The sequence below is a fragment of the Streptomyces herbicida genome (assembly GCF_032656585.1).
In the GTDB taxonomy this organism is placed as follows: domain Bacteria; phylum Actinomycetota; class Actinomycetes; order Streptomycetales; family Streptomycetaceae; genus Streptomyces; species Streptomyces herbicida.
In genome coordinates this window covers 64,214-79,149 of record NZ_JAUYWJ010000009.1, presented here as the reverse complement: position 1 = coordinate 79,149, position 14,936 = coordinate 64,214, and the positions used below count along the sequence as shown (strand labels likewise).

The window sequence follows — 14,936 nt, the reverse complement described above, 5'->3', positions numbered from 1 at the left end:
TCAGAGCGACTGAATCAGTGACGGAATACACGGCTGGCAAGATCGATGGTTTCTCCCACGTCGACCGGCCCGAGGAAATAACCGTCTAGGGCAGTACCGATGTTCGCTGCCGTGTCGCTGTCCATCGCGTCGAGCTTGCTCGTGGCCAGCCCATAGGAAGCGGTGGCGAAGCCGGCCCACGGGGCGGCGGTCTCGGTGGCCTCGAAGGTCGACCTCAACCGGGGCGCCCTCGCCACCACCCATGTCGCGATGGGGTTGTGCAGATCGGTGAACTCCCTGGCACTCGTCATCATCTCGCCGCCTGCAGCAGCAAGCCTTTGTCCGGCCGTGAGCGCCTCGCCCGCATCACCAACTCCCCTCAGGAGAGCAGGTGCACCCTTCACGACGGCCCCCAGCCCAGGCAGTGTGCCCAACCCATCTGCCGCCAAGCCGACCGCGTTGCTCCAGAAGTCCGCGTCGAACTCGCCATGCCGGAAACCGTCCCGCAGGGATGCGCGCACCACCGGATCCGCCAGTCTTCCGGCGACGGCTCCCGCGCTCAAAGCAGCGGAGGCCAGCAGGAGCACCGCTGCGGCAGTTCCGCCGGTGGTCACGAACAGGGCGATGATGCCGATGAAGGCAGCGGTCCAGCTGAGAATGTCAGGCAGATTGTCGCCCAACCAATCCAGGAACTTGTCCCACGCGCCAGGCTCGTGCGGTGCCAGTTTTCTGGTGGCGTCGTGGATCTTTGCGGCCCGGTACTGAGCCTTCTCGCTGTGCTCCTCGGCCAGTTTCTTCGCCTTGCCGATGATCTCGTCCAGGTCGGCCTGAGCGTTCTCTACCGCTGTGTTCAGCTGGGTCAGGGCCTTCTGGTCCAGGTCGGGGGCGCTCTCCGTCTTCGTTGCCTGGCCGCCCTTGGCCTTGTTCAGAGCTTCTTGGGCGTCCTTCGCATCGTCGTTCAGGCGTTTGGCACGGCGCTGGAAGTCGTCGAGCTCGCTTTCCCAGCTGGCGAGTTGCCTGGCCGCCTTGTTGACCGAGTGAGCGGCGTTCTTGAGGTTCAGGGCCAGTGGTCCGGCCTGGAGTTCCTCCCGGAAGGCCACGGCGGCGTCGCCCTTCCAGTAGCTGCCGTCCATCAGCTTGGTGACCAGGCCGTGTGTCTCGTCCAGGACCTTGGCGCAGGAGGCGAGCTTCTTGTGCAGGGCCCGTACCGTCTCCGTACTTCCCGGGGCCGGGTCGAAGCCGAGGTGGGAGTAAGGGTTGTGGACGCCCGGGCCGGCGTTGGCGCCGACTCCTGCGGTGGTCGTCACCTCGCCGCCCCGCCCTTGCCGTGACCGCCCTTCCTCAGTGCCGCTTCCAGTGCCTTGTCGACCTCTTGGTAGCTGTCCTTGCACTGACCGATGATCTTCGCGAGGTTCTCGGTCTGCTCGCCGATCTGTTCGGTGCCGTACCTCCAGTCGTCCTGGAAGTCCTCGCAGGCGGAGTCCAGGTCGTCCGTGCCGAGACCGGTGACCGTCGCGTCGCTGAGCGCCTTGCGCAGGCCCCTCAGTGAGTCGCTCGACTTGTTCAGCAACTTCATGAAGTGCTTCAGCTCGTCGTCGTCGACGGTCAGTCGGTCTGCCACGTGTTCCGCTCCCCTGGGTTGTCAGCCCTCGCCTGAAAGCGGAATCACGCTATCCATGTTTTCGTCCGGCTATACCTTGGATGTGCTGCCCGGCTGTCATCGGTTGACGGCCTGGATCTCCTGCACGACCCCATTCTGGGTCGCCGCGAACGCGCCGTCCGGCAGGTCACCGCCGTTGCCGTCGCTGCCGGTCCAGTGGATCTTCCAGGTGATGGTGGCCCTGAGCGGGTACGAGCCAGTGCCCGAGGAGCGCAGGTTTTTTCACTCCACAGGGTGGCGTCTCGTCAGCCTTGCCCTTCGCGTCGAGCTGCTGCCGCCAGTGGCTGAAGCTCCTTCAGTTGGCCCATCAGGGCCGGCACTCAGTGCTCCCGCTCTGGGAAGTGATCTTCTGGATCACCCAGACACCGTTGCCGTTCTTCCTGAGCGACGTGTGGTAGCTGACGTAGCTCTTTGCGGTGACCTCGGTCTTCTTGATCTTCCTGGGGTGCAGGTACTTGACGAATGCCTTGCCCTGGTCCTCGCAGTAGCTGAAGGAGGCCGTTCCGTTCTTGGTGACTGCTACCGCCGGGGAGTAGAAGCGGTAGGCGCCGGTGATGCTCGCCTTGTGGTCCACGTAGTTCTGGATGAACTTCTGTGTGCCGACGGCGGCTTCACCCTCGTAGTAGTAGAGGTAGGGCTTGTCGAGGGCATTCTGATGGGCGATCGCGAGATCCACCGCCTCGATGGACTGCTCGCTGTCGGACAGAACCGCATCCTTGTCCTTGTCGCCCGTCTCGGGCCAGTCGAAGCTGTACGACAAGTCGGACGGCACCTCGATCTTCGGGCGGTCGGTGGCTGCGGAGGCCGACGTGCCTTGCGACGCAGAGGCCTCGCTTCCCGTCGTGTCCGTCGCCGCAGGCTTGTCGTTCGCCTTCTCGTTCGACTTCGAATCGGACCCGCCGCCACCGCAACCGGCAAGCAGAAGTGCCGCCGTTGCGCCGGCGGTAGCCGTCATGAGCAGACCGCTCCATCCGCTCAGGCGCCGCATGTCTTGTTCCCTCGCTTCGAGCTCAGGTCGGTGGTCTGCCACACGCCGTTCTCGTTCTTCTGCAGACGCGTGCTGTACCCGACGTACGGGCTCTGTTTCGACGGGCTCTTGTCCACCTTGCCGGTCTTGCGGTTCTTGTTGAATCCCTTGCTCTCGTCGGAGCAATAGATGACAGACGCATTTGTGCCACCGGAAAGTGTGATCTTGGGTGTGTAGTAGCGGGTGGTGCCCGTGAAGGAGAGGTTGGCATCCAGGTAGGCCTGCACCCACGCCACGGCGCCTTTCAGTGCCTGGTCCCGGTAGTAGAACGAAAGGGCCGGCGCGCTCGTGTCACCGCGCAGGATGGCGTCGTTCGTGGCGTCGATGCGTGCCTCGATGTCCGTCAGGATCGCGTCCTTCGTCGCGTCACCGGTCTTCCAGTGCTCGTACTTGTCCGTGACGTCCAACGGCAATGTGATCTTCGGCCGCCCAGCCGCGGTCGCCGCCGAAGCAGTCGTAGGAGTCGAAGGGGCCGGAGCAGGCGATGCCGAGCCGCGGGAGTCCGCTCCAGCAGGCTTGTCGCTCGCCTTCGACCCGTCGTCTTCGTCGCCGCCGCATCCCGCAAGGAGGAGTGCCGCCGTCGCACTGGCGGCGGCAGTCGTGAGCAGGCGGGATCGGCGGGGCACGGCGGGCTCCTGGTGGGGTGGTCGGGGTCGGCGAGCAGACGATGCGAGTGGGGCACGTTTGATCATGCTCGTCGACGCCGGTCCTCGCTCTCCCCCAGGAAGCCTTCGCGCCGGTCCACCCCAGCAGCCACCCTCACCGGTTGACGGCCTGGATCTCCTGTACGACCACATCCTGGTCGGCCCCGAACGAGCCATCAGGCAGGTCGCCGCCCGCGCCGCCGGTGCCCGTCCAGTGGATCTTCCAGGTGATGGTGGCCTTGAGTTGATAGGAGCCGTTGCCCGAGGAGCGGAGGTACTTCACACCACAGGGGGGCGTCTTGTCGGCCTTGCCCTTGGCGTAGGGCTCGCCGATGTGGCCATTGGTGAGCTCGCAGACACCGGATGCGGGGTAGGTTTCCGCATCCGCGGTACCCGGATCGATCTTGAGCGAGACCGGTTCCGCCGTCGCGGTCGCCGCGACGCCGATCGCAGGCACGGACGCGGTGACCGACACCGGCTTGAAATCGGCGGCGTCCAGCCAGGCCCAGGTCGGAAGGTTGACCTTCGTCGTGTTCGCGGGAGCCAGGGTCACCTTGGTGCCGGGAACACGAATCTCGTTGTACGCGAGTTCGGCCAGGACCTTGGGCGTGACGGCGTTCTCTATGTTGGCCGGCGGCGGGTCACCCTTGTCCACCCAGAAGATTTGCTCGTCGCACTTGTCCCAGCCGGGCGGGAAGCTCTTGTCGGAGTACGAGTCCCACCAGAAGCCCTTGCCGGCCTTGTCCTTGTTGAAGTCCTTGTAGGGATGACCGTTGACGTAGCGGTCGCGCTGCTCGGCATCCCACTGGTATCCCGTCGAATCGACGGCCCAGATCGGCTCCACGTACGCCTGGAACTGCTTGGGGGTGTACTTCGGTGCGTACCAACAGGGAGGCGGCGTCCAGGACGTGGTCGACGTCAGAGCACCCGCGGAGCTTCCGCTGCCGTTCTTGGAGCGGTCGAACACGACGCCCCCGACGGTCACGGAAACCGATCCGTCGTCACCGGTGTCAGCGTGCTGTTCGGTCTGACCGTTGCTACCGTGCTTGCCGCGCTCGGCGTAGGCCACGGTGGACGCCAGGACGGGAACACCGGCAAGAGTCAGGACCGTTGCTATCCTCGCCAACTTCCTTACGGCTGACACGCCTTGTCCCCCCTGTTGGAAACGATGTCGGTGGTTTGCCAGACGCCTTCGGCGTTCTTGGTCAGTGCGGAGTGGTACAGCACATAGGCATTCGCGGTCGTGGGCGTCTTGTCGACCTTCTGGGTCTTCTTGTTCTTGATGAAAGACTTGCTCTCGTCCGAGCAGTAGGTGACGTACGCCTTGTTCGCCCCGGAGAGACTCACCTTGCGGTCGAAATACCTCGTCTCGCCGACCCATGTGTCGGCATCCTTGAGGTACCCCTGCACGTACGTGATCGACGAACTCAGGGCCTTGCCGGCGTTGTAGAAGCCGAGCGCCTTCGTGCTCGCGCTCCCCTTGAAGATCGCCTCATCCACGGCGTTGATACTCAGAGCGCTGTCCGCAAGGACCGCGTCCTTCGTCGCGTCACCGGTCTTTGTGTCCTCGAAGACGTTCTTGGCATCGGAGGGGAAGGTGATCTCCGGGCGTCCGGCGGCCTTGGACGCCCGCGCACTCGGAGATGCCGACTTCCCACCCGTCGTATCCGCTCCAGGAATCTTGTCGTTCGACTTCGCCTTCGACCCACCCCCACCGCAACCGGCAAGCAGAAGTACGGCCGTCACACCGGCGGCGGCAGTCGTGAGCAGGCGGGATCGGCGGGTCACGGTGGGCTCCTGGTGAGGCGGTTGAGGTCTGAGAAGCAGCCCCATACGCTATCGGGCCCGACTGCCGCTGCACCAGGGCGAATTGCTCCGCGGCGGTATGACGAATAGGGCACAGATGGGCAGAGGGTGGGTAACTGCCGCTTCAGTAAAGGGTGATGATTACCCATCTGTGACAATGCAACAGCCCGGCGTCGCGCGGTGGTTGGCCCTTGCAAAGGTCCTGTGAAAAGGAGCGTGTCACTCCCTGCGGCGTGCGCGGCTCTTCGAACCGTTCGGCCGCAGCCTCGGGCTTCACTTCGTCGCGACGACCAGCTCGTCCCAGCGGCGCAGGCGGCCCGGCAGTTCCTGCCAGGACGGGGAGTGCTGGAGCAGGACAGCATACGGCTGTGGCGGCCGGACTCGTCGACGAAGACCGGTCCGTCGGAACCCTCACCGCCACCGCGCGCGGAGCTCTCCGCCCGGCTCAGGTGCGCGTCTCCGAGCGGTACGGCGTCGAGCCGGCCCGTGACCTCGTGGGGTCGTGGGTCGCGTCGCCGGCGGATCGGGCCCGAGCGCCCCCTTGTGCCACAGCGTGCTCAGGCCGTGAATGTAGAGCGCGCAGCGAGTGGGACGATGTTCGTTATGTGTCATTTGTGGGCATTCATGAATGCCTCATCCGTGGCGTGAATCCATCCATTGGTCGGCCGTATCAGCCAGCCCTCGGATCGGGCAATCTCCGTCGCCGCCCGTCGAAGCGCATCGAACCCGGCATGGATCAGCCCCTTTCGCCACACGAGAGACACGGGCGACAACGGGACGGGGTCGACGAGGGGCCGCAGCACCGTCCGGGGCATGGCCGGAAAGTCCACCACGGCGAGGATGGGGTTGCGCGTCTTCGCCATGATCCGCTCGAACTCCTCGTCCCCGACGGCCAGCGGAAGGGGGGAGGCGACCCGGATGCCGCGTCCCTCGAAGAGGTGATGGGCGAGGTCGGTCCACTCGGGAGTGCGCGGATTGCCGGCACCGGCGTACACGGTCTCCCCGGCCAGCGCGGCCAGCGGCACCGCCTCCAGCGGGGCCAGCGGATGGTCGTCGGGGAGGACGACGGCCATCGGCTCGTACCGCACGGGCTGGTGCGCGAGGCCGGCCCGCAGCGCGGGGGCCAGGCCCGCGAACCGTCCGAAGGACGCGTCGAGACGCCCGGCGAGCAGTTCGGCCGCCGCGCCGGTCAGTCCGCTCTCGTAGCGGGCCATCAGCTCGCAGTCGGGCGCGAGTTCCCGGGCCCGGTGCAGCACACGGCGGGCGGTGGCCAGGCCCGGGGAGTTCAGGTCGACCAGCAGGGGGCGGGCCTGGCCGAACGCGGCGAGCAGTTCGTCCTGGGCGGCGAGGACCCGGCGGGCGTACGGCAGCAGCCGCTCGCCGTCGGCGGTCAGCGTCACCTGCCGGGTGGTCCGTACGAACAGCTCGGCGGCCAGCTCCCGCTCCAGCCGCCGTACGTCCCGGCTGAGCGCCTGCTGGGCGACGTACAGACGGGCCGCGGCCCGGGTGAAGTGGAGCTCCTCGGCGACGGTGACGAAGGCCCGCAGGAGGCGTGGGTCCAGGTGGGCGTGGGTCGGCATCCGGCGAATTTACAACGTGAGTGTGTCAATCGGCAGGTATCAGGTGTTGGACCCCTTGATCCACTCCGGGTGACGGTGGGGTCATGCCTCAGCTCACCGTGCCCCGGCTCCGCCTTGCCCCGTACCGGCGTCTCTTCGCCCGCCCCGGCACCCGTGCCTTCACCGCCGGGAACCTGATCGCCCGGCTCCCCATGGGCATGTTCGGGGTGAGCGCGGTCGTCATGATCGCCGGTGCGCGGGGCTCGTACGCGCTCGCCGGTGCCGTCACCGCGACCGGGCTGGCCGCCACGGCGGCGGCCGGGCCCTGGGTCGCCCGGCTCGTCGACCGGCACGGACAGGCCCGGGTCGCCGTACCGGCCACGGTCACCGCCGTGCTGGGCAGCCTCGCGCTGCTGCTCTGTGTCCGCCTCGGCGCCCCGGACTGGACCCTGTTCGTCGCGTACGCCGCCACCGCCACCACCCCCAACATCGGCGGCTTGTCCCGCGCCCGCTGGGCCCATGTGCTGCACGACGACCCGGACGCGCTGCACACCGCGAACTCCTTCGAACAGGCCGCCGACGAGCTGTGCTTCATGCTCGGCCCGGTCCTGGCGTCCTTCCTGACCGGGGCATTCTTCCCGGAGGCGGGCACGCTCGTGGGCGCCGCTCTGCTGGTGGCCGGCATGCTGCTGTTCACCGCACAGCGCGCGACCGAGCCGCCGCCCCGGGGACGCACCCGGGCCGCGTCGCCGCTGTGCACGCCCGGTGTCCCGCCCCTGCTGGCCTGCTTCGTGGCCACCGGAGCGGTGTTCGGCTCGATGGAGGTCGTCACCATCGCTTACGCCGACGGACAGGGCCATCGCTCGGCGCCGGGTGCGGTGCTGGCGCTCCAGGCGGCGGGTTCCTGCGCGGCGGGGCTGCTGTACGGAGCGCTGAAGCCGGCCGCCCCGCGGCTGTCGAGGTGTCTGTTCGCGATGACCGCGCTGATGTCACTGCCGCTGCTTGCCGCGCGCACGACCGGCTCCCTCTGGGCGCTGGCCGCAGCCCTGCTCATGGCGGGCATGGCGACCGCTCCGACGATAGTGACCGCGATGACCCTGGTCCAGCGGCTCACGCCCGAGGACCGTCTGAACGAGGGCATGAGCCTCGTCGTCACCGGCCTGCTGACCGGCATAGCCTGCGGTTCGGCGGCGGGCGGCTACGTGGCGGACCACGCCTCCCCGGCCACCGCGTTCACGGCACCGGTCACGGCGGCGGCCCTGGCCCTGCTGATCAACTCCTCGGCGACGGCCCTCCGTTCGACTCGTCGAACCGCTTGCGCCTGAGGGACGTAGAACTGCCGGCTCCCCGCTGACGTTGCCGGTATGACCGCACATGACAAAGGCCCCGGTGCTCGAAAGCGCCGGGGCCCTTGCCCACATGGGATGAGTGGAGATGGCGGGAATCGAACCCGCGTCCAACGGTGCGGAACCAGGGCTTCTCCGTGTGCAGTCCGCTTCGATTTTCTCGGCCCCGGAGATCACGCGGACAAGTCTCCGACGGGCCCAGTCACTGTTTGGTTTCCCTCTTCACCCCGTGACCGGGATCAAGGTTTAGTCCCCTAGCTGATGCCAGGATCCGGGTCGGGAACATCCCCGGGCTGACACTCCCATTAAGGAGAGTTTCGCAAGTCGCTACTTATCAGGCAGCGAGCGCGAAACGCTCGGGAGAATCGCTCTTAACAGTGGCGATTATTTTTTTCGGCCTGTGGTTTACGAGATCATGGCCGCTTTCTCGACACGCTTCCCCTGCCTCGACAGCCGCTGTCGAAACCGATCATCCCCATGTTGATTTTTCAAACCCTCCGGAGAGGGCCCCTCCGAAGAGGGCCTCACACCTGCTGTGCGGTGCAGATGTCATCGTACGTGAACAACGCGGGTCGGTGCCAGCGCATTCCCCGCCGCTAGGCGCCGCGCTGCTTGCGCTTCGCCGCCGCGATGGCACGGTCGGCCTCCCGGCGGTCCTGCTGGGCACGCAGCGTCTGCCGCTTGTCGTACTCCTTCTTGCCCCGTGCGAGGGCGATCTCGGCCTTGGCCCGGCCGTCCTTGAAGTACAGCGCGAGGGGCACGATCGTGTGACCGGTCTCCTCGGCCTTGACCTCCAGCTTGTCGATCTCCTCCCGGTGCAGCAGCAGCTTGCGCTTGCGGCGCACCGAGTGGTTGGTCCAGGTGCCCTGGCTGTACTCGGGGATGTGGGCGTTGTACAGCCACGCCTCGTTCCCGTCGATCTGCACGAAGCCGTCGACCAGCGAGGCCCGCCCCTGACGCAGCGACTTCACCTCGGTGCCGGTCAGCACGAGACCCGCCTCGTAGGTGTCGATGATCGCGTAGTCGTGGCGCGCCTTCTTGTTCTGCGCGACGATCTTGCGCTTGCCGCCCTTCTCGCCGTCCCGGGACTTGGCGGCCGTCCCCTGCTTCTGCTGGGACTCTTTCGGTACGTACATTCCCTTGCTCATAGTGCCGTCCATTTTCGCACTACGCAGGGGGTGCGAGGGAAGCCGATTAGCAACGGGCGACGCGGCTAGGAGGCGTCGCCCAGGCCGCCGAGGATGCTCTCCGCCCGCTGCAGGGGCCGACGCCCGGCCTCCAGGTCGGGGGTGATGCCGCGGCCGTCGACGGAGTGGCCGGAGGGGGTGCGGTAGTGGCCTACGGTCAGCTCGGCGACGGAGCCGTCGGGCAGCCGGGTGGGCATCTGGACGGAGCCCTTGCCGAAGGTGCGGGAGCCCACGACGACCGCGCGGCCGCGGTCCTGGAGGGCGCCGGTGAGCATCTCGGCCGCGCTCATCGTGCCGCCGTCGACGAGCGCGACCAGGGGTCTGGTGGTGTCGCCGCCGGCGTCGGCGTGCAGGGCGCGCTGCTCGCCCTCGACGTCGTAGGTGGCGACCAGGCCGCCGTCGAGGAAGGCGGAGGCGGTGGTGACGGCCTCGGTGACCAGGCCGCCGGAGTTGCCGCGCAGATCGAGGATGATCCCGGCGCCGGCCGGGGCCTGCCGTACGGCGGCGCGGACGACGTCGCCGGAGCCCTTGGTGAAGGCGGCGATCCTGATGACGAGGACATCGCCGGGGAGCCTGCGGACGGTGACGGAGTCGGTGGAGAGGCGGGCCCGGCGCAGCGTCTGGCTCCACGCGCGCGTGCCGCGTTCCAGGCCCAGGCGGACGGTGGTGCCGGCGGGGGCGTCCTGCGCGTCACCGCGCAGTAATGAGACGACCTCGGTGACGGGCCGCCCGTCGACCTTCTCCCCGTCGACGCTGCGCAGCCGGTCGCCCTTGCGGATTCCGGCTTCGGCCGCGGGTGACCCGGACTGCACCCGGGTCACCTCGATCCGTCCGTCGCGCTCGCGCCGGGCCCACAGGCCGACGCCGGTGTACTCGCCGTCGAGGGCCTCCTGGAACTCCTGGTACTCGCCCTCGGAGTAGACGGCGGCCCAGCGGTCCCCGCTGCGGCTGACGGCCCGCTCGGCGGCCTCCATGGGGGAGGTGCCGTCGGCCAGGGCCGCGGCGGCGGCCTTCTGGACGGCATCGTGCCGGGGGGCCGTACGGGCCGAGTCCGGTGCGGTCCTGCGGTCGGAGTGATCGAAGTCGAAGGCACCGGTCGCGGCGCCGGCGACCAGCACGCCGGCGAAGACCAACGTCAGGGCCGCCCCGCGGCGGATACGGCGGGGCTGACAGAACAGGTCGCGGCCTGACATGCGGGTGAGTCTAGGACAACGCGAAGGGCCGCACGGTTCGTTGACCGTACGGCCCTCTTGGCATGCATCACACCTTCAGGTACTTGCGCAGCGCGAAGAATGCGGCAAGAGCGGGCATCAGCACGCTCGTCGCGAGGATCAGCGGGAGCTTGGTCAACACGGCGTCCCAGCCCACGAAGTTGATCAGATTGAGCTTCGAGGACAGGGCCATGCCGTGGTCGATGGTGAAGTAGCGCCCCACGACCAGGAAGATGCACGCGAGACCGCCGCCGATCAGACCGGCGACCGCGGCCTCCATGATGAACGGCGCCTGGATGTAGAAGCCCGAGGCACCGACCAGTCGCATGATCCCGGTCTCGCGCCTACGGCTGAACGCCGAGACACGCACCGTGTTGACGATCAGCAGCAGCGCGACGATCAGCATCAGCGCCATCACGCCGAGTGCGGCCCGGTTCATCAGGTTCAGCAGCCCGAAGAGGTTGTCCAGGATCCCCTTCTGGTCCTGCACCGACTGCACGCCGTCACGTCCGTCGAAGGCGGTTGCGATCACCTGATACTTCTGCGGGTTCTTGAGCTTGATCCGGTACGACTCCTGCATCTGGTCCGGCGTGAGCGAACTGGCCAGCGGGGAGTCGCCGAACTGCTCCTTGTAGTGCTTGTACGCCTCGTCCTGCGACTCGTAGCTGACCTTCTCGACGACCGACATCTTCTTCAGGTCGGAGCGGATCTGCTTCTTCTGATCCTCGGTGACCGCGCCCTTGGCGCAGTTGGGATCGGAATCGGCATCGCTCTTGTTGCAGAGGAAGATCGAGACGTTGACCTTGTCGTACCAATAGCCCTTCATGGTGCTGACCTGGTCGCTCATCAGCAGCGAACCGCCGAACAGGGCCAGGGACAGGGCGACGGAGACGATGACGGCGAAGGTCATCGTCAGATTGCGGCGGAGACCGACACCGATCTCCGACAGAACGAACTGGGCGCGCATGGCGTCTGCTTAAGCCTTTCCGTCGTGGATCGTCAGTGCTGGTAGCCGTAGACGCCGCGGGCCTGGTCGCGGACGAGGCGGCCCTTTTCCAGCTCGATGACGCGCTTGCGCATCTGGTCCACGATGTTCTGGTCGTGCGTCGCCATCACCACGGTGGTACCCGTCCGGTTGATCCGGTCGAGCAGCTTCATGATGCCGACGGAGGTCTGCGGGTCGAGGTTGCCGGTGGGCTCGTCGGCGATCAGCAGCTTGGGCCGGTTGACGAACGCACGGGCGATCGCCACACGCTGCTGCTCACCGCCGGACAGCTCGCCGGGCATCCGCTCGTCCTTGCCGCCGAGCCCGACGAGATCGAGCACCTGCGGCACGGACTTGCGGATCTCGCCGCGCGACTTGCCGATCACCTCCTGCGCGAAGGCCACGTTCTCCGCGACGGTCTTGTTCGGCAGGAGCCGGAAGTCCTGGAACACGGTTCCCAGCTGGCGGCGCATCTGCGGCACCTTCCAGTTGGAGAGGCGGGCGAGGTCCTTGCCCAGGACGTGCACCTGCCCATGGCTGCACCGCTCCTCCCGGAGGATCAGCCGCAGGAAAGTGGACTTTCCGGAGCCGGAGGACCCCACGAGGAAGACGAATTCGCCCTTCTCCACTTCCAGGGACACATCCCTGAGCGCGGGGCGGGTCTGCTTGGGGTAGACCTTGGAGACGTTGTCGAATCGGATCACGGATGCACCACGGGTCGCCGGGGGTAGATGAGCGTGACCATACGCGAACCAGGTGCACGAGTGCAGTCGCCGGTCGAGGTTGCGTGCGGGTTGTGCGCTTTTGTGCCGGGGAGCTCTCTCCGGACGACCGCGCCCTTTGCCTTGGAACCTGGCACAGTGGAGGGGGAACGTTCTCGTTCCGGGAAGCGTTGTGTAGGTGAAGGCCGGTGCAAGGAGGGCGAGCGCATGACGTACGACCGGTTGGTGTGCGCGAACTGCGCGGCGCCCGTGAACGAGGGCCGGTGCCCCGTGTGCCGCGCCAACCGCGAGCGGCTGCAGCAGGAGAACTTCCTCGCGGGACTGAACCCGATGGCGCTGATCGCGCTGCTGGCGGTGCTGATCGCCGCGGTGGCGCTGCTGGCGCACCAGACCGCGTAGAACTGCCACAGGACGGCTGAAGGGCCCGGAGCGGCAAGCTCCGGGCCCTTTGGCGTACGACGCGAGTACGTTCCGTAATCGCCCGACCACCGTCAGGCGGCCGCGCCGCCCCGGCCGCCCACGAGGCGCGGCAGGATGCGGAAGCCGATGCCACCGGCGATCATGGTGGCGGCGCCGACGATCAGGAACGCGGTCTGCCCGGCACCGGTGTCGGCGAGCTGCTTGCCGTTGCCCTGGGCCTGGGTGCCGGAGGACGTGTCGGTGAGGGCGGAGCTGCCCTCCTCCTGGGCGGAGGTGCCGGAGCCGCCGTCGGGGTCGGTGTTGCTGTTGCCGCCGCCGTTGCCCTGACCGTGGCCGTTGCCGTTCCCGTGACCGCCGCCGTTGCCGTGCGTCGGGGTGGAGGTGGGCTGCTCGGAGGGCTGGTCGGTGGTCGGTTCCTCGGTGGGCTCGGTGGGCTCCTCCGTGGGGTCCGTCGGCTCGTCGGTGGGGACCGTGGTCTGCGACGGCACCTCGGTGGGGACAGTCGTGTCGGTCGGGCCCGGGTCCGGCGTCGGGTTCTCGTCGGCGCACAGCACGCCGAGCACGCAGTCGTCCGACTCCGCGGCGGAGGCGGCGCCCGCGGCCGTCAGCGAGGCGCCGGCGGCGATCACAGCACCGGCGGCGATCCGCGCGATCCGGATCCGCGTCTTATTGGTCATGTGTTGCTACCCCCAGTAGCTGAGTGTCAATGAGCGGCGCCTGGGGACGGCGGTGATCGACGGGGGCGGCTGACGAGATCCGCTGTAGCTCAAGTCCCCCGGTTCACATGCGCCCCAGATGTACGCATGCCGCGCTTCACCCTTCCCATTTTTCAAAGCAACGTCAAGGCCGATGCGCGCATGATGTCCACTTGCGGGGCGTTTGCCGATGGTTGGGAATTGTGACTGTGACGTAAAACCCAGACAAATGACAACTGCCGCCTCCAGGGCGGCAGTTATCAGGGATTACCAAGTCGACAAAGTTACTTCTCTTGCTGCTTGCGCCAGCGAATGCCGGCCTCGAGGAAGCCGTCGATCTCACCGTTGAACACGGCCTCGGGGTTTCCGACTTCGTGCTCCGTCCGCAGGTCCTTGACCATCTGGTACGGGTGGAGCACGTACGAACGCATCTGGTTGCCCCAGGAGTTGCCGCCGTCGCCCTTGAGGGCGTCCATCTTGGCCTGCTCCTCCTGCCGGCGCCGCTCGAGGAGCTTGGCCTGCAGAACGTTCATGGCGGTGGCCTTGTTCTGGATCTGCGACCGCTCGTTCTGGCAGGAGACGACGATGCCGGTGGGGATGTGCGTGATGCGCACGGCGGAGTCGGTGGTGTTGACGCCCTGGCCGCCGGGGCCGGAGGACCGGTAGACGTCGATGCGCAGGTCGGACTCGTCGATCTCGACGTGGTCGGACTGCTCGACGACGGGCAGGACCTCGACACCCGCGAAGGAGGTCTGGCGGCGGCCCTGGTTGTCGAAGGGCGAGATGCGCACGAGGCGGTGCGTGCCCTGCTCGACCGAGAGCGTGCCGTAGGCGTACGGCACCTGGACGGCGAAGGTGGTGGACTTGATGCCCGCCTCCTCCGCGTACGAGGTCTCGTACACCTCGGTCTTGTAGCCGCGCTGCTCGGCCCAGCGCAGGTACATGCGCTGGAGCTTCTCGGCGAAGTCCGCGGCGTCGACCCCGCCGGCCTCGGCGCGGATGTTGACGAGCGCCTCACGGGAGTCGTACTCACCGCTGAGCAGCGTCCGGACCTCCATCTCGTCCAGCGCCTTGCGGACGGCGGCGAGCTCGGACTCCGCCTCGGCGCGGGTGTCCGGGTCGTCCTCCTCCTCGGCCATCTCGAAGAGCACGGCGAGATCGTCGATCCGCCCCCGCAGCGCCTCGGCCTTCCTGACCTCGGCCTGCAGGTGGCTCAGCTTGCTGGTGATCTTCTGCGCCTCGTCCGGGTTGTCCCACAGGGACGGCGCGGCCGCCTGCTCCTCGAGCACGGCGATGTCTGCCCTCAGCTTGTCGAGGTCCAGAACGGCCTCGATCGACTCCATGGTCGAGGAGAGGGACTTGAGCTCTTCGGATACATCGAGGACTGCCACGCCTCCAGCGTAACGGCTCCGCCGCCCGACCCCGCCCGAGAGTGCCCCGGCACTCTCCCTCCCCTGCCTGGGGGCTGCCGCCCCCAGGGCCCCCATCGCCCGCGGAGGGCGGACGGGCTGGGGGCGGGAACCGGCGACGGGGGATGGCGACAGGGGTGCGGCGAGGGGCGGGCGGGGGTTGCGCCGGGGTGCAGGGGGATGCCTCGCCGGGGGCTGGGGCAGAGACCGGAATGGGGCGCGGGGGTGGAGCGCCGCCGGGGGCTGGGGCAGAGCGCCGCTCGGGTCTGGGGCAGGGCCCCGCGTG

At 67.7% G+C, this 14,936-nt stretch carries 15 protein-coding genes, 1 other RNA gene and 1 pseudogene; 2 read left to right on the top strand and 15 right to left on the bottom strand.

The features are described from left to right. Window positions 1–14 precede the first annotated feature (14 nt). The 8 genes and pseudogenes from Q8A52_RS19870 to Q8A52_RS19835 form a co-directional block, all read right to left on the bottom strand. Window positions 15–1,286 (bottom strand): putative T7SS-secreted protein, encoded by a 1,272-nt coding sequence (locus Q8A52_RS19870; protein WP_316754003.1) that lies wholly within the window; start codon window positions 1,284–1,286, stop codon window positions 15–17. Then, window positions 1,283–1,600 carry a type VII secretion target gene (locus Q8A52_RS19865; protein WP_316754002.1) on the bottom strand — a complete coding sequence of 106 codons (318 nt, stop codon included), beginning with the start codon at window positions 1,598–1,600 and terminating at the stop codon, window positions 1,283–1,285. The genes Q8A52_RS19870 and Q8A52_RS19865 overlap by 4 nt, the downstream gene beginning before the upstream one ends. A 96-nt stretch (window positions 1,601–1,696) precedes the next feature. Next, window positions 1,697–1,901, bottom strand: a pseudogene (locus tag Q8A52_RS19860) (hypothetical protein); the annotation flags it as partial. A 45-nt stretch (window positions 1,902–1,946) separates the two neighbouring features. Beyond that, window positions 1,947–2,594: a hypothetical protein gene (locus tag Q8A52_RS19855; RefSeq protein ID WP_316754001.1), complete on the bottom strand. Its 648-nt coding sequence runs from the start codon at window positions 2,592–2,594 to the stop codon at window positions 1,947–1,949. Between the two features lie 20 nt (window positions 2,595–2,614). Then, the gene (locus Q8A52_RS19850; RefSeq protein ID WP_316754000.1) at window positions 2,615–3,292 is read right to left on the bottom strand and encodes a hypothetical protein; all 678 of its coding nucleotides are present in this window, start codon (window positions 3,290–3,292) and stop codon (window positions 2,615–2,617) included. Between the two features lie 133 nt (window positions 3,293–3,425). After that, window positions 3,426–4,436, bottom strand: coding sequence for a hypothetical protein (locus Q8A52_RS19845; protein ID WP_316753999.1), 1,011 nt, complete (start codon window positions 4,434–4,436; stop codon window positions 3,426–3,428). 5 nt (window positions 4,437–4,441) lie between these two features. Beyond that, a complete protein-coding gene (locus Q8A52_RS19840) occupies window positions 4,442–5,098 on the bottom strand; it encodes a hypothetical protein (RefSeq protein ID WP_408649217.1) in 657 nt (218 codons plus the stop codon). Window positions 5,099–5,724: 626 nt separating this feature from the next. Continuing rightward, complete coding sequence (locus tag Q8A52_RS19835) at window positions 5,725–6,696, bottom strand: LysR family transcriptional regulator (RefSeq protein WP_316753998.1); 972 nt, start codon at window positions 6,694–6,696, stop codon at window positions 5,725–5,727. 83 nt (window positions 6,697–6,779) lie between these two features. Here Q8A52_RS19835 and Q8A52_RS19830 point away from each other — a divergent pair, with 83 nt between their 5' ends. Continuing rightward, window positions 6,780–8,000: an MFS transporter gene (locus tag Q8A52_RS19830; RefSeq protein ID WP_316753997.1), complete on the top strand. Its 1,221-nt coding sequence runs from the start codon at window positions 6,780–6,782 to the stop codon at window positions 7,998–8,000. Window positions 8,001–8,101: 101 nt separating this feature from the next. Here Q8A52_RS19830 and ssrA read toward each other — a convergent pair. The 5 genes from ssrA to ftsE all read right to left on the bottom strand — a co-directional run bounded on the left by ssrA (window position 8,102) and on the right by ftsE (window position 12,108). Continuing rightward, window positions 8,102–8,498: a transfer-messenger RNA gene (ssrA, locus tag Q8A52_RS19825) on the bottom strand. A gap of 119 nt (window positions 8,499–8,617) precedes the next feature. Beyond that, window positions 8,618–9,157, bottom strand: a complete 540-nt coding sequence (gene smpB, locus Q8A52_RS19820; protein WP_316754256.1) for an SsrA-binding protein SmpB — start codon at window positions 9,155–9,157, stop codon at window positions 8,618–8,620. A 77-nt stretch (window positions 9,158–9,234) separates the two neighbouring features. After that, window positions 9,235–10,401 carry a S41 family peptidase gene (locus Q8A52_RS19815; RefSeq protein ID WP_316753996.1) on the bottom strand — a complete coding sequence of 389 codons (1,167 nt, stop codon included), beginning with the start codon at window positions 10,399–10,401 and terminating at the stop codon, window positions 9,235–9,237. A 67-nt stretch (window positions 10,402–10,468) separates the two neighbouring features. Next, entirely contained in the window at window positions 10,469–11,386 is a 918-nt protein-coding gene (ftsX, locus tag Q8A52_RS19810; RefSeq protein WP_316753995.1) for a permease-like cell division protein FtsX, read from the bottom strand. A 32-nt stretch (window positions 11,387–11,418) separates the two neighbouring features. Beyond that, the gene (gene ftsE / locus Q8A52_RS19805; protein ID WP_316753994.1) at window positions 11,419–12,108 is read right to left on the bottom strand and encodes a cell division ATP-binding protein FtsE; all 690 of its coding nucleotides are present in this window, start codon (window positions 12,106–12,108) and stop codon (window positions 11,419–11,421) included. Window positions 12,109–12,333: 225 nt separating this feature from the next. Between ftsE and Q8A52_RS19800 the strand changes: the two genes are divergently transcribed. Further along, entirely contained in the window at window positions 12,334–12,525 is a 192-nt protein-coding gene (locus tag Q8A52_RS19800) for a hypothetical protein (RefSeq protein ID WP_316753993.1), read from the top strand. A gap of 92 nt (window positions 12,526–12,617) precedes the next feature. Here Q8A52_RS19800 and Q8A52_RS19795 read toward each other — a convergent pair whose 3' ends face one another. Both Q8A52_RS19795 and prfB read right to left on the bottom strand, forming a co-directional pair. Next, complete coding sequence (locus Q8A52_RS19795) at window positions 12,618–13,223, bottom strand: hypothetical protein (RefSeq protein ID WP_316753992.1); 606 nt, start codon at window positions 13,221–13,223, stop codon at window positions 12,618–12,620. Window positions 13,224–13,525: 302 nt separating this feature from the next. Beyond that, entirely contained in the window at window positions 13,526–14,632 is a 1,107-nt protein-coding gene (gene prfB / locus Q8A52_RS19790) for a peptide chain release factor 2 (protein ID WP_263209344.1), read from the bottom strand. Window positions 14,633–14,936: the final 304 nt, after the last annotated feature.

Bases quoted from the DNA above. Each gene is read 5' to 3' on its own strand.
- Q8A52_RS19855 (WP_316754001.1), bottom strand. From the start codon at position 2,594: ATGACGGCTACCGCCGGCGCAACGGCGGCACTTCTGCTTGCCGGTTGC.
- Q8A52_RS19835 (WP_316753998.1), bottom strand. From the start codon at position 6,696: ATGCCGACCCACGCCCACCTGGACCCACGCCTCCTGCGGGCCTTCGTC.
- Q8A52_RS19830 (WP_316753997.1), top strand. From the start codon at position 6,780: ATGCCTCAGCTCACCGTGCCCCGGCTCCGCCTTGCCCCGTACCGGCGT.
- smpB (WP_316754256.1), bottom strand. From the start codon at position 9,157: ATGTACGTACCGAAAGAGTCCCAGCAGAAGCAGGGGACGGCCGCCAAG.
- Q8A52_RS19815 (WP_316753996.1), bottom strand. From the start codon at position 10,401: ATGTCAGGCCGCGACCTGTTCTGTCAGCCCCGCCGTATCCGCCGCGGG.
- ftsX (WP_316753995.1), bottom strand. From the start codon at position 11,386: ATGCGCGCCCAGTTCGTTCTGTCGGAGATCGGTGTCGGTCTCCGCCGC.
- Q8A52_RS19800 (WP_316753993.1), top strand. From the start codon at position 12,334: ATGACGTACGACCGGTTGGTGTGCGCGAACTGCGCGGCGCCCGTGAAC.
- Q8A52_RS19795 (WP_316753992.1), bottom strand. From the start codon at position 13,223: ATGACCAATAAGACGCGGATCCGGATCGCGCGGATCGCCGCCGGTGCT.